Annotated in this window: 20 protein-coding genes; 4 read left to right on the top strand and 16 right to left on the bottom strand. The window is 39.4% G+C overall.

Features of this window, described 5'->3' with window-relative positions; translation table 11 throughout:
- Nucleotides 1-9: 9 nt before the first annotated feature.
- Nucleotides 10-1,539 (bottom strand): glutamine-hydrolyzing GMP synthase, encoded by a 1,530-nt coding sequence (gene guaA / locus T8I65_RS04870; RefSeq protein WP_322302277.1) that lies wholly within the window; start codon nucleotides 1,537-1,539, stop codon nucleotides 10-12.
- 86 nt (nucleotides 1,540-1,625) lie between these two features.
- On the opposite strand from guaA, the gene T8I65_RS04865 reads away from it, so the two are divergent.
- A complete protein-coding gene (locus tag T8I65_RS04865; protein ID WP_322302276.1) occupies nucleotides 1,626-2,351 on the top strand; it encodes an SIMPL domain-containing protein in 726 nt (241 codons plus the stop codon).
- 3 nt (nucleotides 2,352-2,354) lie between these two features.
- Here the strand turns inward: T8I65_RS04865 and T8I65_RS04860 are convergent, their stop codons facing one another.
- Together T8I65_RS04860 and bshC are read right to left on the bottom strand one after the other, a co-directional pair.
- Nucleotides 2,355-3,719 (bottom strand): pyridoxal phosphate-dependent decarboxylase family protein, encoded by a 1,365-nt coding sequence (locus T8I65_RS04860; protein WP_322302781.1) that lies wholly within the window; start codon nucleotides 3,717-3,719, stop codon nucleotides 2,355-2,357.
- Between the two features lies 1 nt (nucleotide 3,720).
- Complete coding sequence (bshC, locus tag T8I65_RS04855; RefSeq protein ID WP_322302780.1) at nucleotides 3,721-5,337, bottom strand: bacillithiol biosynthesis cysteine-adding enzyme BshC; 1,617 nt, start codon at nucleotides 5,335-5,337, stop codon at nucleotides 3,721-3,723.
- A 140-nt stretch (nucleotides 5,338-5,477) separates the two neighbouring features.
- Here bshC and T8I65_RS04850 point away from each other — a divergent pair, with 140 nt between their 5' ends.
- Genes T8I65_RS04850 through T8I65_RS04840 form a run of 3 tightly spaced genes read left to right on the top strand, consistent with a single transcriptional unit; the run spans nucleotide 5,478 to nucleotide 11,626 of the window.
- Nucleotides 5,478-6,263: a dienelactone hydrolase family protein gene (locus tag T8I65_RS04850; protein ID WP_322302275.1), complete on the top strand. Its 786-nt coding sequence runs from the start codon at nucleotides 5,478-5,480 to the stop codon at nucleotides 6,261-6,263.
- 55 nt (nucleotides 6,264-6,318) lie between these two features.
- A complete protein-coding gene (locus tag T8I65_RS04845; RefSeq protein WP_322302274.1) occupies nucleotides 6,319-8,802 on the top strand; it encodes a M14 family metallopeptidase in 2,484 nt (827 codons plus the stop codon).
- A complete protein-coding gene (locus tag T8I65_RS04840; protein ID WP_416173207.1) occupies nucleotides 8,792-11,626 on the top strand; it encodes a M16 family metallopeptidase in 2,835 nt (944 codons plus the stop codon). The genes T8I65_RS04845 and T8I65_RS04840 overlap by 11 nt, the downstream gene beginning before the upstream one ends.
- A gap of 223 nt (nucleotides 11,627-11,849) precedes the next feature.
- On the opposite strand, the gene T8I65_RS04835 is transcribed toward T8I65_RS04840, so the two are convergent.
- From T8I65_RS04835 to T8I65_RS04775, 13 genes are all read right to left on the bottom strand, one after another.
- The gene (locus T8I65_RS04835) at nucleotides 11,850-12,287 is read right to left on the bottom strand and encodes a hypothetical protein (protein WP_322302273.1); all 438 of its coding nucleotides are present in this window, start codon (nucleotides 12,285-12,287) and stop codon (nucleotides 11,850-11,852) included.
- The gene (locus T8I65_RS04830) at nucleotides 12,287-12,700 is read right to left on the bottom strand and encodes a hypothetical protein (RefSeq protein ID WP_322302272.1); all 414 of its coding nucleotides are present in this window, start codon (nucleotides 12,698-12,700) and stop codon (nucleotides 12,287-12,289) included. Before T8I65_RS04830 ends, T8I65_RS04835 begins: the two co-directional genes overlap by 1 nt.
- A 15-nt stretch (nucleotides 12,701-12,715) precedes the next feature.
- Nucleotides 12,716-14,068 (bottom strand): 30S ribosomal protein S12 methylthiotransferase RimO, encoded by a 1,353-nt coding sequence (gene rimO / locus T8I65_RS04825; RefSeq protein ID WP_322302271.1) that lies wholly within the window; start codon nucleotides 14,066-14,068, stop codon nucleotides 12,716-12,718.
- A 200-nt stretch (nucleotides 14,069-14,268) separates the two neighbouring features.
- Nucleotides 14,269-14,550, bottom strand: coding sequence for a hypothetical protein (locus tag T8I65_RS04820; RefSeq protein ID WP_299153575.1), 282 nt, complete (start codon nucleotides 14,548-14,550; stop codon nucleotides 14,269-14,271).
- Nucleotides 14,543-16,177, bottom strand: coding sequence for an amidase family protein (locus T8I65_RS04815; RefSeq protein ID WP_322302270.1), 1,635 nt, complete (start codon nucleotides 16,175-16,177; stop codon nucleotides 14,543-14,545). Before T8I65_RS04815 ends, T8I65_RS04820 begins: the two co-directional genes overlap by 8 nt.
- The gene (gene ftsY, locus T8I65_RS04810) at nucleotides 16,177-17,130 is read right to left on the bottom strand and encodes a signal recognition particle-docking protein FtsY (protein WP_322302269.1); all 954 of its coding nucleotides are present in this window, start codon (nucleotides 17,128-17,130) and stop codon (nucleotides 16,177-16,179) included. Before ftsY ends, T8I65_RS04815 begins: the two co-directional genes overlap by 1 nt.
- Before the next feature lie 140 nt (nucleotides 17,131-17,270).
- Nucleotides 17,271-17,420, bottom strand: coding sequence for a DUF4295 domain-containing protein (locus T8I65_RS04805; protein WP_084509775.1), 150 nt, complete (start codon nucleotides 17,418-17,420; stop codon nucleotides 17,271-17,273).
- 7 nt (nucleotides 17,421-17,427) lie between these two features.
- Entirely contained in the window at nucleotides 17,428-17,610 is a 183-nt protein-coding gene (gene rpmG, locus T8I65_RS04800; protein ID WP_057480125.1) for a 50S ribosomal protein L33, read from the bottom strand.
- A 29-nt stretch (nucleotides 17,611-17,639) separates the two neighbouring features.
- A complete protein-coding gene (gene rpmB, locus T8I65_RS04795; RefSeq protein ID WP_026915534.1) occupies nucleotides 17,640-17,879 on the bottom strand; it encodes a 50S ribosomal protein L28 in 240 nt (79 codons plus the stop codon).
- Nucleotides 17,880-18,106: 227 nt separating this feature from the next.
- Nucleotides 18,107-19,366, bottom strand: a complete 1,260-nt coding sequence (locus T8I65_RS04790) for a competence/damage-inducible protein A (protein ID WP_322302268.1) — start codon at nucleotides 19,364-19,366, stop codon at nucleotides 18,107-18,109.
- Complete coding sequence (locus T8I65_RS04785; protein ID WP_322302267.1) at nucleotides 19,363-19,704, bottom strand: Hpt domain-containing protein; 342 nt, start codon at nucleotides 19,702-19,704, stop codon at nucleotides 19,363-19,365. The genes T8I65_RS04790 and T8I65_RS04785 overlap by 4 nt, the downstream gene beginning before the upstream one ends.
- Nucleotides 19,705-19,710: 6 nt before the next feature.
- Nucleotides 19,711-20,325, bottom strand: coding sequence for a fumarylacetoacetate hydrolase family protein (locus T8I65_RS04780; protein WP_322302266.1), 615 nt, complete (start codon nucleotides 20,323-20,325; stop codon nucleotides 19,711-19,713).
- Nucleotide 20,326: 1 nt separating this feature from the next.
- Nucleotides 20,327-21,208 (bottom strand): carboxypeptidase-like regulatory domain-containing protein, encoded by an 882-nt coding sequence (locus T8I65_RS04775; protein ID WP_322302265.1) that lies wholly within the window; start codon nucleotides 21,206-21,208, stop codon nucleotides 20,327-20,329.
- Between the last annotated feature and the right edge of the window lies 1 nt (nucleotide 21,209).

The following is a 21,209-nucleotide window of genomic DNA, read 5'->3' as shown; positions in this document are numbered from 1 at the left end:
TTTGAGATTTTATTCCCACTCTATAGTTGCAGGTGGTTTGGAGCTAATATCATAGACTACTCTATTAACGCCTTTCACCCGGTTAATTATTGTATTCGAAGTCTTTTGCAAGAACTCGTAAGGTAAATTCACCCAGTCTGCAGTCATACCATCTGTGGATTCCACAGCTCTCAATGCTACAACCTGTTCATAAGTCCTTTCGTCACCCATGACTCCTACCGACTGTATGGGTAGTAAGATCGCTCCTGCCTGCCAAACTTTGTCATACAACATCCAGTCTCTTAGTCCCTGTATAAAGATATGATCTACTTCCTGAAGTATTCGCACTTTTTCTACCGTTATATCACCAAGAATTCTAATCGCAAGTCCCGGACCTGGAAATGGATGTCTGCCCAGTAATACCTTATCGATTCCGAGTTCCTTTCCTACTCTTCTTACCTCATCTTTAAATAGCATTCTTAGTGGCTCTACCACTTTCAGCTTCATAAAATCGGGTAATCCTCCTACATTATGATGTGACTTGATCGTTACTGAAGGGCCATTAACTGAAACCGACTCGATCACATCTGGATAGATAGTTCCCTGTGCCAGGTAAACAACATCCTTGATCTCGTGAGCTTCATCATCGAAAACTTCAATAAAAGTATTCCCGATCGCTTTTCTCTTTTCTTCAGGATCTGATAGACCTTTCAATGCATCCAGAAATCGTGCCGAAGCATCCACTCCCTTTACATTGAGCCCCATGTCCTTGTACTGGTCCAGTACACTTTCGAATTCGTTCTTCCGAAGAAGACCATTATTAACGAAAATACAGTACAGGTTTTTGCCAATAGCCTGGTGTAATAATACGGCAGCAACCGTAGAATCCACACCTCCACTAAGACCCAGAACTACCTTGTCTTCTCCAATTTTCTCCTTTAATTCTGAAATTGTTAGATCAACAAAAGCGCCAGGCGTCCAGCTTTGCTCAGTACCAGCGATCTTTACAAGAAAGTTCTCCAGTAATTGTTTACCATCTGTGGAATGATAAACTTCTGGATGAAACTGGATTGCGTAAGTCTCTTCCCCTTCAATTCTGTAAGCTGCATTCAGCACATCTGAAGTACTCGCCAGTCTAACCGCATTTTCAGGAAGGTTTATAATAGAATCACTGTGACTCATCCAAACCTGTGAATTCTCTTTGATATCTTCAAACAACAATTCTGCATCCTTAATCACTGAAAGATTCGCTCTTCCAAATTCCCTGGTATCTGAAGGTTCTACTTTTCCACCGAAAAAGTGAGCAAGATATTGAGCTCCATAGCAAACTGCCAGCATAGGCAATTTACCTCTAATCTGTGAAAGATCTGGATGCGGGGCATCTTCTGCTCTTACAGAAAATGGACTTCCTGAAAGGATAACCGCTTTAAAACCTGATAAATCTTCTGGAATTTTCGAGTATGGATAGATCTCGCAGTAAATGTTCAGTTCCCTAACACGCCTTGCGATAAGCTGTGTATACTGCGAACCAAAGTCTAGGATGAGTACGTTGTTTTGCATGCGCAAAAATAGGAATTTAGGTAAAAAAGCCGGCAAAGGAAGATGGAAAATTTCTATATTTAAAATGCATTAAGACTCTGCCAAATATGAAATATTTAAGTGCTATAATTTTTGCCATTGCGATCATGGTTGCAGCCTATTTTCTGGGTGATGCTTACGTTTCCAGAGCGAATCCCGATGGTATCATTTCGGTGACGGGTTCGGGTAGTGAAAACTTTGTTTCAGATCTGATAGTGTGGGAAGGTAGATTCAGCAGAAATTCTCCAAATTTGGAAGCGGCTTATAATCAACTTGATCAGGATAAAAATATTGTCAGATCCTATCTCATAGGAAAAGGGATCAAGGATGAGAACATTGTCTTTAACTCGGTTCAAACTAATGAGCAGCAAGAGAATCAGTATCAAAATGGTAATTATGTGGGTAGTATTTTCAAGGGTTACGAACTAACCCAACCTGTGAAAATTGAAAGTAGCAATGTAGAGCTCATCGAAAATGTGTCACGTGAGATCACAGAATTACTAAATAAAGGCGTCCAGTTCAATTCCTCTCCTCCCAGGTATTACTATACCAAAATAGCCGATCTCAAAATTGAAATGATCTCTAAAGCTACGGAGGATGCCAGACTACGTGCAGAGAAAATCGCAGCGAACACCGGAGAAAATCTAGGCGATCTAAAAAATGCCAATATGGGTGTGTTTCAGATCACCGGCCAGAATAGCGGCGAGGATTTTAGCTGGAGTGGTGCATATAACACGGCAGATAAAAACAAAACCGCATCGATAACAATGCGGCTTGAATATGAAATAGATTAGCAATTAGTCTAAAGTAGCCAATATCTGCTCAATATCATCTTCAGTAGTATCAGGGTTAATAAAGCAGAATCTAACCACGCTTTCATCCTTCCACAGAGACGGCGTGACCAATGCAAATCCTGAATTGTGATTTTTGTAGGTCCAGTCACGGTAATCTTCCGCAGACCATCCTTTTCTTTTAAATAAGACTACAGATAAACTTGCTGGACGTACCAGTTCAAGCAAATCATTCTGTTCCACTTTGGAAGCGGCAATATTTGCAAGTTCTATCCCTCGTTCGATGGCCTCTTTATACTTGTTAGTACCATGCATCGCCAGTGAAAACCATAATGGCATCCCGCGTAATCTACGGGTAAGCTGGATCTGGTAATCTGCAGGATTGAATCCTTGTGCTCCCTCGTCCTTAAATATTTCTAGATATGCGCCTTTTTGAGAATGTGCTTTTTTCGCTAGTTCCAGGTTCTTGTAGATCACCGCGCCACAATCGTAAGGTGAAAACAGCCATTTATGAGGATCTATAGTAATACTGTCTGCCTCCTCGATGCCTTTAAACAAATGTCTAACCGAGTCTGCAGCCAGCGCTCCACCTCCATAAGCACAATCTACATGTAACCAGATATTTTCTTCGGCACATATATTTACCACTCCTTCCAGATCATCTATGATCCCGGCATTGGTTGTTCCACCCGTTGCTACCACGGCGAAAAGTCTGTTTCTATCCTGTTCACTTAAATTTTCCAATTCCTTCTGAAGTGCAGTTCCCGATAAAAATTCTTCATCTGACTTCACCAGGTGAACATCTGCATCCATTACTTTTGCCATGGATTTTATTGAAGAATGCGCTCCTGTTGAAGTGATCAAAAGTGCTCTCTCTCTGGCGTGAGCTGGCCTTTGTTCTCTCCACTCCTCTCTTGCGGTAACTAATGCTGAAAGATTTGCAGCTGTACCACCACTTGTAAATACACCAAAGGCAGTTTCCGGTAGACCGGTTAAACTTACCAGCCATTTCATCGCCTGGTTTTCACAAAAAATACCACCGGCTCCTTCCATCCAGTAAGAACCATGAATACTGGAAGCTGAAGTCACCAGGTCAAACATGATCGCAGCCCTGGTTGGTGCGGCAGGGACAAACGCCAGATGCCTTGGATGATCGATAGGTACCGTTGCTTTGACCAGTACGTTCTTAAATAACTGGAATGCACTTTCACCTCCAATACCTTCCGGAGTTATAGTTTCTCCAACCAACCTTAAAAGTTCTTCCTCCTTCTTCGGTGCGCCAAGTTCCGGAGTTACATTAGATATACGATCAATGGCATACTTCATAACATCCAGCGTCATTTCAACCAGATCCATATCTATGGTATGCATTCTATTCTTTTCCAAAAGTGATAATTTTAAAGTTTGCGTCTAAAGGATCTAATTCTGCTAAAAGGCGCTCGATAAGTTCCTGACCGTATTCATCGTAATATTCAGAGAAATTTGTTTGCCGCTCCTGCAAACTTCTGTTTGGAAATAGATCATTCTGCAGCGCGGCGATTCGCTCTACTTCATCCTTTAGTTTTCTTCTTTGAGCTTGCAGGAGCCGGTTTTCGAGATTGTCAAGACCTTTAAGCTGCTTTACTTCCTGCGCTTTTACTGCACCAATAAAAGATTTATCGGTTTTCTCAGCCAGCTCATACATTTGTTGAAATTGCTGAATCAAATGCTCTTTCTGTTCTGAAAAATCAATGTTGATATTACTGATTTTCCGAACCTTGCGATTGATCAGTTCATGTTGTTTCAGAAATAATTCCTTCAGTGAAATATCGAGTTTTCTGCGTTTGGCATTTTGTTTAGCAGTTTGCAGTAATGCTGAATTCCGAAGTAATAACATTGGAAAAACCACATCTTCAGCTTCAAAATAATTCTTTAGCTGCAACCAGTAAGCAAGTTCGCCTCCTCCACCTATATAGCAAAGATTTGGAAGCAGCACTTCCTGGTAGAGTGGTCGCATCATGACATTTGGACTAAAACGTTCCGGGTGTGCATCTACTTCTGCAAGTATTTCTTCTTTGCTCCAGCTTATCTCTGTTTCATAAACATAATACCGAGCATCTCTTTTAACGATACGTTCCCTGATCTCCTCGTTAAGATAAAATAAATTGATATCTCGCGGATTTACCTGTACTTTATAGTCCAATTCTGCCAGAGAATCTATGGCAGTTTGCGACGCTTTTGAGGAAGACTCCTCAAGTAATTCATTCTTAATATGGCTGGAAAAATGCTTTTTTAATCGGGAATCTCCAGCTGCTATGATGACCAGACCTTCTTTGCCAAATAACCTGTTCGCCAGATAGCGCGTGGCATCGGTCAGGTTATTGTGCTCCAAATATGCTTTCTGGAACATTTCCTTCAATTCTTCGGCATTAGTTCCTCCACCAATCTCAGCAGAAAAAAGCTTAAAAACTTCCTCAAGCCCTTCCGTAGAAAGCTTACCAACAGCAGTCGCTCCTGCCCGCTTTTCGGCATTATTCCATTTGAATTTTTTTCCGTGTAGATTAAAGAAATTGATCTCTTCAAAATCATGATCCTCTGTAGCCATCCAGTATACCGGTACAAAATTATTTTCCGGATGTTTTTCTTTTAACTTCCTGGTAAGATTGATCGTGGAAACTATCTTATAAAGAAAATAAAGCGGACCCGTAAATAGATTAAGCTGATGACCAGTGACCACTGTAAATGTCTTTTCTGAAGATAAAAGATCGATGTTGCCAGATGTCATCTCAGAAACTTTAAGACCTGAATACTGCTCTTTTAGAACTTCCACCAGATCCTTACGAATAGAATTGTTATAAGATTTGGATTTTTCATCGATCTGAGCCCTGAAATTTTCAATTTTAGGAAAACGATGATACAAATGTCCAAGACTTTCCTTTTCTGAAAGATAATCCAGGATTAATGGCGTAAAATAATTGGTATCGGGATAAGCTATATGATCTGTAGACATCAACCTGTTTATAATTGCCGTAAAGATAAAACCTTTTAGGAAGGAAACTAAATCGAGACCAGCCGCATATTTATTCTTTACAATTAACTTAACATCTATAAAATTCATAAATTCCGGTTATCAATCAAAAACAGGAGCTCATGATCTTGAAACGACTAATTTTCGTATTGTTAATCACATTTTCATTCACATCATGTTCGAGTGATGATGACGCTCCAACACCAGATCGCAGAAGCATTGAAGATCTTGAAGCAGATTTTCAGACCTTGAACCTGCAACCAGGGATTAACGACGTATCGCTGGAAAACCTTAACGGGAGTTCATGGAATTTTAGAGTGATCATCCCGGAAAATGCTTCGTCTTCTGAAAGACCTCTTGTGCTAACTCTTCATGGTGCAGCAAGCGGAAATGCAAATGCTCATAAAAACACTGCCTGTTATGCCGAGCCTGGATTCGCCGCCTTGGATCCAATTATTGTAAGTCCTAATGGAGGAACGCAGCTTTGGAACAGCGCTTTTAACCAGGATCTCGTTATCGGTCTTATGTATCTAACTCAGAAATATTTGAATGTTGACAGAAATAAAACCGTGGTAACAGGTTACAGTAATGGTGGAAATGGCAGCTGGTTCTATGCTGAAGTTTATCCGGAAATCTTTACTGCATCTATCCCAATGGCCAGCAGTTACAGTACTTTCAGTTCTAACGGCAGTGTTAGGACCATAGAAACTCCACTCTATGTTATTCATGGGGAGAACGACGAATTATTTGCTGTTGCTGAAACTCAGGAATGGGTTGCTGCAACCAAGGAGGCTGGCACAAATGTCACTTTGGAAGTAGCTCCTGGTCTAACGCATTATGAGTCTTGTAATTATGTTCCATATCTGCAAAATGCTGCTAGTTGGCTACAGGATGAAGTTTGGGATTAAATCGCGACTTTTTTTACTTAATTTTGGATGCATTCACTTTTGAAAATCTAAAATTTTGAAAATCAGATTCTTTTTATTCTTTCTCATTGTAATTACTACAACAATAACTGGACAGGAGGTTCAAAGTCCGTCGCAGTTTCTTGGTTACGAATTGGGCTCTCAGTTTAGCAGGCACGCAAATGTCGTGGACTATTTTGAGCATGTAGCTGAAAATTCTGATCTGGTAAATTACCAGCAGTACGGCCTTACCAACGAACGTCGACCACTTACTTATGCCATTATTTCTTCGGAAGAAAATATACAGGACATGGAGTCCATCAAGCGGAAGCATTTTGCGAATGCCGGGCTAACCGATGCTAATGAAACTTCTGATAAAGCGATCGTATGGCTAAGCTACAATGTACATGGTAACGAAGCCTCCAGTACCGAGGCTGCAATGAAAACTCTATATGAACTGGTTACCGTAAAGAGAGAACTTCTGGAAAATACAGTGGTAATCATTGACCCTTGTGTCAATCCCGATGGTCGTGACCGTTATGCAAACTGGTACAACCAGGTAAAAGCAACTCCTTATAATACTAGTCAGTTTTCTGCTGAGCATGACGAGCCATGGCCCGGAGGAAGACCTAATCATTATCTTTTTGATTTAAATCGTGACTGGGCCTGGGCAACGCAGGTAGAAACAAGACAACGTTTGAAGATTTACAATCAATGGATGCCGCATATCCATGTAGATTTCCACGAACAGGATATCAACGACCCTTATTATTTCGCTCCTGCTGCTGAACCATTTCATGAGATCATTACCGACTTTCAGCGTGATTTTCAGACAAGAATTGGAAAAAATCATGCGAAATATTTCGATGATAATGGCTGGTTATATTTTACAGGAGAACAATTTGACCTGCTATACCCAAGCTACGGAGATACGTATCCAACCTATATGGGTGCCATTGGGATGACCTACGAACAGGCTGGTCATGGTCGTGCTGGTTTGGGGGTTCAAACCAACGAAGGTTATATTCTAACTTTAAAAGATCGCATTGAACATCATTTTACTACTGGAATTTCCACGGTGGAAATGGCTTCAGAAAATGCTACTGAACTGGTTTCAGAATTTGCAGATTTTTTTACAGAAGGTAATTCAGAATTTAAAACCTATGCAATGAATGGCGAAAAGGATAAGATCAACGCTTTAACTGATCTGCTTGACAGGCACGAGATCAAATATAGTTTTGCCAATTCAGGAAATATTAAAGGTTATTCTTATCAGGATTCAAAAAGTGGAAATCTTGAATCTTCTGAAAAAACGTTATTGGTATCTGCGAATCAGCCAAAATCGAAAATGATCAAAGTGCTTTTCGAACCTAAAGCCAAACTTGTGGATTCTCTTACGTATGATATTACCGCCTGGAGCTTGCCTTATGCTTACGGACTGGAGACCGTTGCCAGTTCTAAAACCATTGATGGTAATCCTAATAATCCTGAAACTTTCAAGCAAAATACAGCGAACGCTAAAGCTACAGCATTCCTTTCAAAATGGAATAGCATGGAGGATGCGAGATTTCTGGCTGAACTTATTAGAAATGACATCAAGGTTCGATTCAGCGAAAAACAATTTAGAAATTCCGGAGCAGATTTTAATCCCGGCAGCCTTATCATTTCTAAAAGTGATAATTCAGCTATTGAAAATTTTCAGCAGAAGGTGGTAGAGATCGCCAATAACATGCAACGAAAACTCGTAGCCACTAATACAGGTTTTTCAGATAAAGGACCCGATTTTGGTTCAGGTAATATAAAGATCATTAATAAGCAAAAAGTTGGACTCCTTAGAGGTGAGCAGGTTTCTTCGCTTAATTTTGGAGAGATCTGGTACTTTTTCGAACAGGATTTGAAGTATCCGGTAATTCCATTGGAAACGGGTAATCTTTCTTCCAGTATACTGGACGAACTAAATGTGCTGGTGATACCTTCAGGGAATTACTCCAGTTTTCTTGATGAGGATACTTTAAAAATGCTTGAGAACTGGGTTCGTGGTGGTGGAAAGATCATTGCGATTGGGGATGCTGTTTCTGCATTTGCAGGTAAAGACAGTTTTGGGATCGAAGCAAAAGAATCTAAAAAGGATACACTAAAAACTGCCGATAAACTTATTCCCTATACACAGCGAGAAAGAGAATATGTGAAGAATATGATCACCGGTAGTATCGTAAAAACTTCGGTAGATCCAAGTCACCCATTGGCATTTGGGTATGACGATACTTACTTCAGCTTAAAACTTAGCGGTGATAGTTATGAGCTTCTAAATTCAGGCTCTAACGTGGCTTACATTCAGCAACCTGAAGTCGTTTCAGGATTTGCCGGTAGCGAAGCTCAGAAAAAGCTTGAGAACTCACTTATTTTCGGTGAAGAAAACATAGGTAGAGGTATTATTATTTATATGGTGGACAATCCACTATTCAGAGCTTTCTGGGAAAACGGAAAGTTATTTTTCACCAATGCATTATTCCTAACAAATAATAGAGGATATGATTACTAATATGAAAATGAGACAATTTTTATCTGCTTTATGCTTTTTTCTGGTGGCGAATACCATGGTTTTTGCCCAGGGAGGAACGAATCAGTTTTCGGTGGACTTCGAAACTTTCACCCTTGAAAATGGACTAAAGGTGATACTGCACGAAGATAAATCAGACCCTGTCGTAGCAGTAGCTCTTACCGCTCACGTGGGTAGTGCCCGGGAAAAAGAAGGCAGAACAGGATTTGCACATTTATTTGAACATCTTCTGTTTCTGGAATCTGAGAACCTTGGAAAAGGTGGACTGGACAAACTCTCCGCCAGAATTGGTGGTAGCGGTGCCAATGGCTCTACAAGTCGTGATCGCACCAATTATTTCCAGACCGTACCAAAAGATGCGTTGGAAAAAATGATCTGGGCAGAAGCAGACAAACTTGGATACTTTATCAATACGGTTACAGAACCGGTTCTTGCCAAGGAAAAGCAGGTTGTTAAAAATGAAAAGCGCCAGGGAGTAGATAACAGGCCTTATGGACATACTTTTTATGTGATCGACAAAAACCTGTATCCAGAAGATCATCCCTATAACTGGCAGGTGATTGGAAGTCTGGATGATCTTCAGAACGCCACCTTGCTGGATGTAAAGGATTTTTATAATAAATGGTATACTCCTAACAATGTAACCCTGACCATCGCAGGTGATTTTGATAAAGACCAGGCAAAGGAATGGGTCCACAAATACTTTGATGAGATCCCGCGTGGAGAGAAGATCGAAGAACAGGAAAAACAGCTTGTTAGTCTCGATAACACTAAAAAATTATATCACGAAGACAATTTCGCGAAACTGCCTGAGCTTACACTAGCCTGGCCTTCAGTATACTCGTACCATCCAGATAGCTTTGCATTGGAAATATTGACCAGCTACCTGGCTGATGGTAAAAATGCTCCTTTGTATAAGAAGATTGTGGAAGAAGCCAAACTTTCTGGTAATGTGAGTATGTTCAATTACACTTCTGAACTTTCGGGGCAGTTAATGCTTCAGGTTCGGGCATATGACGGAAAGGACCTTGACTCTGTTCAGTCTGTAATCGAGGAAGGACTTGCCGAATTCGATAAAAATGGCATCCCGCAGAAAGATCTTAAGAGAATTAAAGCCGGTTTGGAGACAAATTTCTATAACTCCATTTCAAGTGTTCTTGGCAAAGGTTTTCAATTAGCACAGTATGATATCTTTGCAAATGATCCCAATTTCATCAACAAAGAGATCGAAAAATTACTGGCGGTTTCTTCGGAAGATGTTATGAGAGTCTTCAGAAAATATATAAAAGATCAGCATTATGTTGCCACCAGTTTTGTTCCAAAAGATCAATTGGATCTTGCTCTGGAAAATTCAGAAAAAGCTGAAGTGGTAGAAGAAAAGATCGTGGAAGGAGCTGAAGAAGATTTCGATGCATCACAGGCTGTAGATTATCCAAAAACAGCCTCTAGCTTTGATCGCAGCATTGAACCTCCATATTCAGCAAAACCTGAACTGGAAATTCCGGAGATCTGGAAAACGACAATGCCAAGCGGACTAAAAGTGATGGGTATTACCAATAAAGAAGTGCCCCTAGTACAATTTAGTCTTGAAATCAAAAGCGGACAGTTACTGGAAACAAAAGATAAAGCAGGAGTAGCAAATCTTCTGGCGAACTTGATGAATCGTGGTACCGCTAAAAAAACTCCGGCAGAGCTGGAGGAAGCAATCGAACTTTTGGGAGCGCGTATCTATGTAAGTTCTTCGGAAGAGAAAATTAGTATCACTGGAAATACACTGGCAAAGAATTACGCCGAGACGATGAAACTTGTAGATGAGATGCTGCTTCAACCACGTTGGGATGAGTCAGAGTTCGAACTTATTAAACAACAAACCCTTAGCAGGATCAAACAGCAGGAAGGAGATCCTAACAATATTGCTTCGAATGAATTTCGAAAACTTGTGTATGGTGAAAACAGTATTCTTTCCATGAATGAAATGGGAACTACAGAAAGTGTGGAGAATATCACGCTGAACGATCTAAAAGCTTATTATTCTGAAAATCTTTCACCCTTAAACGCTACCTATCTTGTAGTAGGTGATCTGGATCTCGAAAAGGCGAAGAATTCACTAAAAGCAATTTCGGCTTCCTGGCCTCCAAAAACTGTAGATTTCCCGGAGATTCCAGAATTTGAAGCACCTGAAAAATCTCAGATTTACTTTTATGATGTTCCGGGTGCGAAACAATCTGTTCTAACATTCGGTGCTCCGGCATTAAGCGCTAGTGATAAGGATTTTTATGCAGCAGAGGTGATGAATTACAGGCTTGGTGGTGGAAGTTTCGCATCCAGGCTTACGCAGGAACTTAGAGAAGGAAAAGGCTATACCTATGGAATTCGTTCCAGGTTCGAAGATAGATCTTACATTGGCCCTTTCCTTATTTCCAGTGGGGTTCGATCCAATATAACTTATGAAGCAACTGAATTGATCCGCGACATTCTTACAGATTATGCCGATACTTTTACTCAGGATGATCTTGAGGTTACTAAAAGCTATATGACTAAAAGCAGCACCAGGAAATTTGAAACTCTGGGCGCAAAACTAAATATGCTCAAAGAAATTAGCGATTATGATTATAACGACGATTATCTTGCTGAACAACAGCAGCAGGTAGAGGAAATGACGGTGATGGATATTCAGGAGCTGGCGAAGAAATATATTGATCCTAAAAAAATGTATTTCCTTATTGTTGGTGATGCTGAAACTCAGTTAGAGAAACTGAAGGATCTTGGATATGGTGATCCAGTTTTGCTTAATGAGGACGAATAGTAGATAATAAGATATGATTATAAAAAAGGCAGGAACGAGAGTTCCTGCCTTTTTTATGGTAATCGTCAGGAATTTTAGAATAACAGCACATGGAGTTATCTATAGCAAAATATCTGCCGATGGTCTCTTTTTCTTACTTTCAGATCGAAGAGATAATTGAATAAAATGCCCTCTGCTTTTTTACTCCGAAAATGATCATTAATTATCTGATTCAGTTTTATTTTCACAGCGAAGAAAACTGGCTACATACTATCAAATTTCCCCTTAGTTTAGCTATATCTTCTTCAGAATATCCCTTAAGCGAAGCCATAGTGCCTTGCGCATTTTGAGCCTTGATAATTAAATTCTCTCGGGTTACTGTAATATTGATAAGGCTGTTTAACTTAAAAGAATAAAATTTTCCGAAGTTTTGCTGGTAATTTAGCACAGTATCGTTCCACTCTATAAACTCTCCTTTTTTGTGTCCATATCGGTAGTTTTGATAAAAATAGAGCAGCCCAATTACAAAATATCCAAAACTCATATAATAGTTGAAAGTACCGTCTTCCTCTACTAGTAATTGAGAGAGTAGGTAAAAAATGCTCATTAAAGTCCAGAAAACACCAAATAACAGAAACTGATTCCTTCTAAAAAAACTTAGCTTCCTGCTTATACGCTGCATCAGGCGGAGTGTTTTAGGTTTGCAAATTCGGGATAGGCAGATCTTAGTTTCGCTATATCGGTTTGTGAAAATTCTCTGATCTCGAAATAAACACCATCAGCAGGGCCAGATTTGATGAGCAGGTTTTCTTCACTAATTATAAAGTCATCCACCGCTGTCCAGGAATACGATTTCTTACCATTGATTTGATCCTGAAGCACGATCTTCTTACTGTCCCACTTGATAAATTCCTTTCTATTCTCTCTTCGGAAATAACCAACTACAGCGGCTATAATTCCTAATGGTAAATAAGAAAGATAAAATGAATCACCTATACTGAAGTATGCCGCGATACCCATAAGGACATAGAAACCACCAAGAAAATATGGCATATTCCCTCTAAGAAAATGTGGAGTTTTCTCTATTTTATTCAAATCTAGGTTTTTAAATTAGACTGTGCGGATCTTAAGTTCTTTACGAACAGGCTTCTTGGTTTCTACGTTGATTGGCTTTGCGTAAAGATCAAAGTCGGCGGCATCTGTAATTTCAACTTCGTAAAAATCACCGGTCTTCAAATATACTGTCGTGGCATCTATCAAAACCTCATTATCAACATCTGGGGAATCTGCTTCAGTTCTACCAATAAAGTAATTGCCTTCTTTTCTGTCTATGATGACGTTAAGAATCTTCCCGATCTTTTGCTGATTAAGTTCCCAAGAGATCTGTGACTGAATTTCCATGATCTCGTTTGCACGCCCCTGCTTCACTTCCTGAGGAACATCGTCTACAAGATTAAATGCATGAGTGTTCTCTTCATGAGAATAAGTAAAACATCCAAGTCTTTCAAAACGCATTTCCTGGACCCATTCTTTCAATTCCTGGAAATTTTCTTCAGTTTCACCTGGATAACCAACGATTAGTGTAGTTCTAATCGCCATTTCTGGAACAGTTGCTCTAAATTTCTTAAGCAAATTAGTGGTTTTATCATGAGTAGTTCCTCGTCGCATGGACTTCAGAAGTTCATCATTAATATGCTGTAGAGGAATGTCAAGATAATTACAAACTTTAGGTTCTCGGTTCATTACATCCAAAACATCCATTGGGAACCCCGTTGGAAAAGCATAATGCAAACGAATCCACTCAATACCTTCAACCTTTACGAGATTCTCGAGCAATTCCGCCAGATTTCTCTTTTTATATAGATCCAGACCGTAATAGGTAAGATCCTGAGCGATCAAAATAAGTTCTTTGACTCCGTTCGCAGCAAGTTTCTCTGCCTCTATCACAAGGTTTTCGATTGGTGTCGACTTATGTCCACCACGCATTAATGGAATAGCACAAAATGAACATGGACGGTCACAACCTTCAGCAATCTTTAGATATGCGTAATTTTTTGGTGTAGTAGTTAGACGCTCGCCAATAAGTTCATGTTTGTAATCGGCTTCCAGAGCTGAAAGCAATCCTGGCAGTTCAGTAGTTCCAAAATATTGGTCCACGTCTGGAATTTCCTTCTGAAGATCTGGTTTGTAACGCTCACTTAAACATCCGGTTACAAACACTTTGTCTACAGAACCTTCCTGCTTTTTCTCAACGAATTCCAGAATTGTATTAACGGACTGTTCCTTTGCGTTATCAATAAAACCACAGGTATTTATCACTACGATATTACCTTCGCCTTCATGAACCACATCTTTATCATTCGCCTGAAGCTGCCCCATCAAAACTTCTGAATCGTAAACATTCTTGCTACAACCCAGAGTTACTACATTAATTCTATTCTTTTTAAGCGATTTCGTCCTCATAATATATTGCTTTCTAAATGCTTAACAGATCTGAATCCAGAAATCTAAGCGGGTGCAAAGATAAGGTGTAAAATTTATACACCTAATTTTAAGCTGAATAAACTAATTGGGATTAATTCAGGTTTCTATAGGTCGCGAGTGCAGGCCTAAACTTTCTGCTAAGATCCAGAGTAGAAAATATTGATTTAGTGCTTTGACTATCAAAAACGTTCCTGAAGCTGAAGCATCCACTCTACTTCGTAATAGCGTACGATACTTATTAAGATAACTCCGGCAATTACATATGCCCAGTGATACTTGTTATATTTTACCATATAACCGCCAACCAGTCCAAAAACTAGATAGGGCAGAGATAAAATTAAATTTGGAATCACCCAAGCCCCCTGAAACATCGAAATAACTTTCATCACTACGAAGAAGATGCTGTAAAAAAATATGATTTTGGAAATCAGGACCAGGTATCTGTCTGCTTTTTCACTCATTGTAATCCTTCGGTGTTTTTCTACGTTTGGAAGTCTTTTCAAATGCGTATGCAAATTCCAGCAATTGCTTTTCTGAAAAAGGTTCACTTATAAAGGTTACTCCCATTGGCTGATTTTCTTCAGTGTATCCCATAGGAACCGTGATCGCCGGATATTTCGCTACCGCAGCATAACCAGCATGATAATTATTAATAGAGATAATCGCATCCAGATTATGCTCTTTGATTGGTTTGCTCAGGAATCGCGTACCGTTGGTTTTTAAAGTATCCTTGATCGCTGCAAATTCCTCTGTACTGGCTGAATCCTTTAAGATTCCCAGAAATAAAGCCTGCCCGTAAGGAGCTCTTTGTACTGAATCCATGGCATTGTAATCCACAACATCCTGAACATTTTTGAAATCAACTTCTCCACCATATTTCTGAAAATATTCTGGAAGATCTTTTTGCATATCCAGGTTCAGTAATCTTAAAAAATTTGGAAGATCGATCTCTTCCGCTTCATATTCTATAATAGTCGCGCCGGCTTTTTCAAGATCAGCCAGTGCCCTCATGTACAGTGAATCTGACTTTAAACTTTTGATCACTCCAAATCGTTTTCCTTTAAGACTGGAGTTTTTAAGATCCTTGTAAAGATTCGAGAGTTGTTTTGCTGCAGAAGAAGCAGGATCTTCTGAATCGACTCCGGTCATAGCAGAAAGTAAGATCGCATTATCGATCACAGATCGGGTCATAGGACCTGGAGTATCCAAAGTGCTTGAAATTGGTACAATTCCGCCGCGGCTCAACAAACCAATTGTAGGCTTTAATCCTACGATGGAGTTTGAGCTTGATGGTGATAAGATAGAACCGGAAGTTTCAGAACCCACTGCTACAGGAGCGAGATTGGCAGCTACCGCTACTCCGCTACCAGAACTTGATCCGCCAGTATCATGAATTTTCCTACCATAAGGATTCAGGGTTTGTCCTCCAACTGCCGAATATCCGCTTGGACACTCACCACAGAAGAAATAAGCCCATTCACTGAGATTGGCCTTGCCTAGTATAAGTGCACCATTCTTTTTAAGTCGCTCCACTATAAACGCATCACCCGTTTGATTACCTTTCAAGGCTTCAGCACCAGCCGTAGTTGGCATAGCCTTCGTATTGATATTATCCTTCAGTAGTACCGGAATCCCGTAAATAGGATGATTGTTGTTTGAGTTCTTCAGTTGCTCATCTTTTTTCCTTGCTTCAGTAATAAGATCAGGATTCAGAGAAATCACCGAATTTAGAGAAAGCTCGTTTTCACGGTCATATTCTCTGATTCTGGTTAAATAAAACAAAGATAGTTCTTCGTAAGTGAGTTTTCCTGCGGCTATAGATTCCTGAATTTCCGGAATAGATTTTTCAAAAACCAAAGCTTTTACTTCCTCATAAACTTCGGAAGTAAATTCATCTAAATCTTTTTCAAATGGCACCCATAAACTGTCTGCCGTAATATATTCTGAATCCAGAACTTTAAATTCCCGCTCTTCCGAAGAAACCGAAGTAGAATCTTCAGCGTTTTGAACTTCTTCTGAATTTTGTGGATCATTTTTACAGGAAGTCAGCAGAGTTCCCAGCACTAAAAGGAGAAATAATTGTTTCATTATTTAAAGAATGAGTCTACAAATTCATATTTATTGAAAACCTGCAAATCCTCCACTCTTTCTCCTACTCCAATATATTTTACAGGAATTTGAAATTGATCACTAATCCCGATCACCACACCACCTTTCGCCGTACCATCCAATTTAGTAACAGCAAGTGAAGTTACCTCTGTAGCCGCAGTAAACTGCTTAGCCTGCTCAAAAGCATTCTGCCCGGTAGAACCATCCAACACCAGCATCACCTCGTGAGGTGCCTCTGGAATGGTTTTTTGCATTACTCTTTTGATCTTGGTAAGTTCCTTCATCAGGTTCACCTTGTTATGCAATCTTCCGGCAGTATCAATAAGAACCACATCTGCACCCAGCTTCACAGCGCTTTGCACGGTATCAAATGCAACTGAAGCGGGATCACTTCCCATTTTCTGCTTAATGATTGGTACATCTGTACGATCAGCCCAGATTTGTAACTGGTCTATAGCGGCGGCGCGAAAAGTATCTGCAGCTCCGAGTACTACCTTTTTTCCTGAATTCTTGAATTGATTGGCAAGTTTCCCAATAGTAGTGGTTTTACCAACACCATTTACACCTACTACCATAATTACATATGGCCTTTTCCCTTCAGGAAGGCTAATTTCCGAACCTTCACCCTTGTTAGTTTCAGAAAGTAATGCTGCGATCTCTTCACGTAGAATTTTATTCAGCTCATCTGTACCAAGGTATTTATCCCGGGCAACGCGCTCTTCAATTCTATTAATGATCTTAATGGTAGTTGCAACTCCCACATCGCTACTTACAAGTACATTTTCCAGATCGTCCAAAACCTCTTCATCAACTTTGGTCTTTCCGGCAACTGCCTTGCTCATTTTATCAAAAAAACTGGCTTTGGATTTTTCCAGTCCCTTGTCAAGGTTTTCTTTTTTCTCTTTAGAAAATATCTTTTTAAATAAACTCATTTTATTCTGGCAGGTTAATATGTAAAAGAAGCCATTCAGCCCCTTTTTATCGGCAATAAAGATACATAAAAAGAAAAAGCCGTCCAGAATAAATCCAGGACGGCTTTTTATGATTATTTAAAATCGTTTGTGAGCGATACTTACTTCTTCAAGAAGTCGTTAACGTCTTCCGGAGCCATGATTTGTTCTACAAATGTGTAGGCACCGGTTTTCTCAGATTTAACCATTTTTATTGCTTTGGTTAATCTTTTAGATCCTGTTTGAATAGATGCTACTGATTTCTTTGCCATGACTCAATTATTTAATTTCTTTATGAACCGTCATTTTCTTAAGAATAGGATTGAATTTCTTCAACTCCATTCTATCCGGTGTATTTTTCTTATTTTTTGTAGTAATATATCTTGAAGTACCTGGTTGTCCAGTTGCTTTATGCTCTGTACACTCTAGAATTACCTGAACTCTGTTACCTTTCTTTGCCATTGTGAAATATTTTTAGGTGCTGCTTGGGATTATTTCTGAAGAAATCCTTTTGCTTTAGCTTCCTTAATTACGGCAGAAATGCCTTTTTTATTGATATCTTTTAATGCAGATGTACACACTTTTAAAGTGATCCATCTATCTTCTTCAGGAAGGAAAAAACGTTTTTTAACCAGATTGGCGTTAAATTTACGTTTAGTCTTGTTCATGGCGTGAGAAACATTATTCCCAACCATTGCTTTTTTCCCGGTAAGTTCACAAACTCTTGACATTGCTCTATACTTTTCTCGTTATTTCAAAACAGGCTGCAAATTAACGATTTTTTTACCTAACAGACAACAAAATGAAAAAAAATATTTTACTCCGAAAATATTCTTCTTGAATCGCCGTTAAGTACCGCCATTGAGCCTGAGCGGATGCAAAAATACATTTTTTTAATGATAATGATCAAAGGATCAAATACCAATTTTTAAAAAAGTTTAAGATATTAGATTGAGTTTCAATCTGTAGCCTGAAGTTTTAGTATTTGTTCAAGTAAGATCTGTAGGCTTTTGTTCACTGTTTTACCTATCACCTTCTCCCGGTGATTGCTAAACATGAATTCAAATGCATGTGTTTCCCCGGGAGTAGCCAGTCCAATAAAAACAGTACCGACTTCTGCATTGCTATCACCTTTTTCAGGTCCGGCATTGCCTGTAGTAGACACCGCAATATCTGTATCAAACTTTTTACGAGCACCTTCTGCCATAGCTTTGGCAACTTCAGCACTTACGACAGACTTTTCTTTTATTAGCTTTTCCGGAACATCGAGCAGATCAATTTTAGATTGGGTTGCATAACATACCATGCTTCCTTTAAAAGTCTTCGAGGAACCTGGCGCTTCTGTAAACCTGGAAGCAAGTCGACCTCCTGTACAACTTTCCGCAGTAGAAAGCGTCCAGTTATTCTTTTCAAGCAACTTTGCAATGACCATTTCCACTGGATCATCATCCTCAAAACCATACATGATCTCCCCAACGAGCTTACGCAATTCAAGAATCTGTTCATCAATGGCAGCTTCCAACTCCTTATGATCTGTTCCTCGTGCACTAAGCCTGAGTCTCACTCTACCCAGATTAGGTAAATAAGCAAGCTTAATATGTGCAGGTAATTGATCCTCCCAGGCCTCTATACGCTCGGCGATTGCGCTTTCTCCAAGCCCCAGGGTAATAACGGTTTTATGAAGAATAACCGGTCTGGAAAATTCAGACATTATTCGTGGGATGATCTCGTGCTCCATGAGTCCGCGCATTTCATATGGCACGCCCGGCATAGACACAAAGACCTGATCACCTTTTTTAAACCACATTCCTGCAGCGGTTCCATATTCGTTATGCAATGCAATTGCCTTGGACGGCAACATCGCCTGCTCCCGGTTTAGGTCTGAAATTGGAGTGTCTATATATTTCTCAAAAAGCTCTTCAATATGATGGAGAACTTTGTCGTTTTTTACAAGATTATCATCAAAAAATTCGCAGAGACATTTCTTAGTAATATCATCTTTAGTTGGGCCTAACCCACCAGTTATAATTATGATATCTGCTCGGGACGAAGCCTCCTCTAAGGTTTGCAAAATATGTTCGCGATTATCCTGGATAGAAGTGATCTGGTGAACGCTTACCCCAATTTTATTAAGTTGCTTGGAAATATAAACCGAGTTTGTATCCACGATCTGTCCAATTAGGATCTCATCACCAATGGTTACGATTTCAGCTTTCATCCTAAATTAAAATCTCTTTTTAAAGCTTCTGTAGCAACGTCAACCTTCTTAGTGATAATTTCTGAAGCTTGAGGCACCTCATCTTTTCTTTGACCATGCTTAGACCAGGCTTCAATTACTTTAATCTGCTCCATCAGATTTAGACCAAACATTTGTAGGTTCGGTTTCATTTTATGAGCATACTGGTAAGCCAGGGAAGGATTATCATTATCAATGGCTTCATTCATCGCAGCGACATCTGGCGGAATTTCCTCAAGAAAAGTCTGGACTACTACTAATAAAAATTCTTCATCGCCGCCAGCCATTTCCTTAACGTCGTCAAGATTATAGTTACTCATTTAAAATTATTTTACTTTGATAGAAAACATTTGTTGATTCTCCAGGTAACCTGTTAATCTGTCGTCTGTAGCGACATTTCCTACTCCGGCAGGTGTTCCTGTAAAGATGATATCACCAATTTTAAGGGTGAAATACGACGAAATATAAGCAATTAATTCATCAATTTTCCAAAGCATATGAGCGGTTGATGAAGATTGTACTACTGCTTCATTTTTTTCGAGCCTGAAATTGAGTGCATCTACCGCAGGTAGTTCCTCTTTTTGCAACCACTTGTCTGAGATCACAGCAGCACCATCAAAAGCTTTGGATTTCTCCCAGGGCAGTCCTTTTTCTTTTAATTTATTTTGAAGATCCCTGGCCGTGAAGTCAATTCCCAGTCCTATTTCGTCATAATATTTGTGTGCAAATTTCTCCTGAATATGTTTCCCTATTTTCTTGATCTTCACCAAAACCTCTACTTCATAATGAATATCATTAGAAAAATCTGGGATAAAAAATGGCTGCTTTTTCAATAAGATCGAAGTATCGGGCTTTTGAAATAACACAGGCTCCTCTGGCTTCTCATTTTTCAATTCTGAAATATGATCTGTATAATTTCTACCTACGCAAATAATTTTCATGCTAATTGGTGATTATAAGGTTCATTGCCGGTACCGGCATTTGCATTTTTTTCCATTCTCCTCTACTTAGGTAGTAAACCGGATCTTTTGATTCTACGACCTTAAATGTAGGACCGTACCTTTTTAATTCTTTATACTTACCATTTTCAAGAAGCAACTTAGAAGTTCTTATATAATTCTGATCAATCTGCAAGCCTTCCACCCCTATCAGAAACCCATTCTCAGGAATTAGAATTCTTTCTCGCTCAAGATCTACAAGAATCTTTGATCCAGGCCTTCCCGTTAAAGTAATATTATCAATTAGATCATAACCTGGTTCATCATCTTCAGTAAGTCTCATGATTCGGATCCGGAAAATATAATTACGTTTGACACCACCTATACCTTTAAAAAGAAAGAATTCTGCAGAATTCAGGTAAGCCGCTTTATCTCTAAATTCAGATGGCTTAGGGAAATAGCGTAAAAATATGTGAGCTCCTTCATCATCTCCTGAATTTGAGATTCCTAACTTACCTTTTGATTTTGAGCCGTTTATTTTAATGGTTTTATCTTGTGAAGGAGCCTGAACAACTACTTCGTTTAGCTCTTCCTTATTTGAGGAAAGAAATATAGTATCCAACTGTTTATTGACATAGGTGATATCTTTTGAATTGTAACCCACATATCCAAAGCGAAGATTCTGGCCTGCATTAGGTTCCTTAAGCTGAAAATAACCATTTTCATTGCTTGTAGTTCCCAGAGTGGTATTTAACACATAGATATTAGCAAACGCCAAAGCCTCTTTGGTAACAGAATCGACCACTACTCCATCAATTATTCCATCTTGAGCATTTGAAGAAATAGCTATAACCAGCAAAACCAAAATGGTGTAGAACCTTCTCATA

This window comes from Christiangramia sp. OXR-203 (genome assembly GCF_034372165.1).
GTDB lineage: Bacteria > Bacteroidota > Bacteroidia > Flavobacteriales > Flavobacteriaceae > Christiangramia.
This window is presented reverse-complemented; position numbering and strand designations above follow the sequence as displayed.

Coding starts and splice junctions, on each gene's coding strand:
- T8I65_RS04860 (WP_322302781.1), bottom strand. CDS start 3,719: ATGCATACCATAGATATGGATCTGGTTGAAATGACGCTGGATGTTATG.
- T8I65_RS04850 (WP_322302275.1), top strand. CDS start 5,478: ATGATCTTGAAACGACTAATTTTCGTATTGTTAATCACATTTTCATTC.
- bshC (WP_322302780.1), bottom strand. CDS start 5,337: ATGTCTACAGATCATATAGCTTATCCCGATACCAATTATTTTACGCCA.
- T8I65_RS04815 (WP_322302270.1), bottom strand. CDS start 16,177: ATGAAACAATTATTTCTCCTTTTAGTGCTGGGAACTCTGCTGACTTCC.
- T8I65_RS04780 (WP_322302266.1), bottom strand. CDS start 20,325: ATGAAAATTATTTGCGTAGGTAGAAATTATACAGATCATATTTCAGAA.
- T8I65_RS04775 (WP_322302265.1), bottom strand. CDS start 21,208: ATGAGAAGGTTCTACACCATTTTGGTTTTGCTGGTTATAGCTATTTCT.
- T8I65_RS04865 (WP_322302276.1), top strand. CDS start 1,626: ATGAAATATTTAAGTGCTATAATTTTTGCCATTGCGATCATGGTTGCA.
- T8I65_RS04820 (WP_299153575.1), bottom strand. CDS start 14,550: ATGAGTGAAAAAGCAGACAGATACCTGGTCCTGATTTCCAAAATCATA.
- rpmB (WP_026915534.1), bottom strand. CDS start 17,879: ATGTCAAGAGTTTGTGAACTTACCGGGAAAAAAGCAATGGTTGGGAAT.
- T8I65_RS04785 (WP_322302267.1), bottom strand. CDS start 19,704: ATGAGTAACTATAATCTTGACGACGTTAAGGAAATGGCTGGCGGCGAT.
- ftsY (WP_322302269.1), bottom strand. CDS start 17,130: ATGAGTTTATTTAAAAAGATATTTTCTAAAGAGAAAAAAGAAAACCTT.
- rpmG (WP_057480125.1), bottom strand. CDS start 17,610: ATGGCAAAGAAAGGTAACAGAGTTCAGGTAATTCTAGAGTGTACAGAG.
- T8I65_RS04835 (WP_322302273.1), bottom strand. CDS start 12,287: ATGCAGCGTATAAGCAGGAAGCTAAGTTTTTTTAGAAGGAATCAGTTT.
- guaA (WP_322302277.1), bottom strand. CDS start 1,539: ATGCAAAACAACGTACTCATCCTAGACTTTGGTTCGCAGTATACACAG.
- T8I65_RS04790 (WP_322302268.1), bottom strand. CDS start 19,366: ATGAAAGCTGAAATCGTAACCATTGGTGATGAGATCCTAATTGGACAG.
- T8I65_RS04840 (WP_416173207.1), top strand. CDS start 8,792: ATGATTACTAATATGAAAATGAGACAATTTTTATCTGCTTTATGCTTT.
- T8I65_RS04805 (WP_084509775.1), bottom strand. CDS start 17,420: ATGGCAAAGAAATCAGTAGCATCTATTCAAACAGGATCTAAAAGATTA.
- rimO (WP_322302271.1), bottom strand. CDS start 14,068: ATGAGGACGAAATCGCTTAAAAAGAATAGAATTAATGTAGTAACTCTG.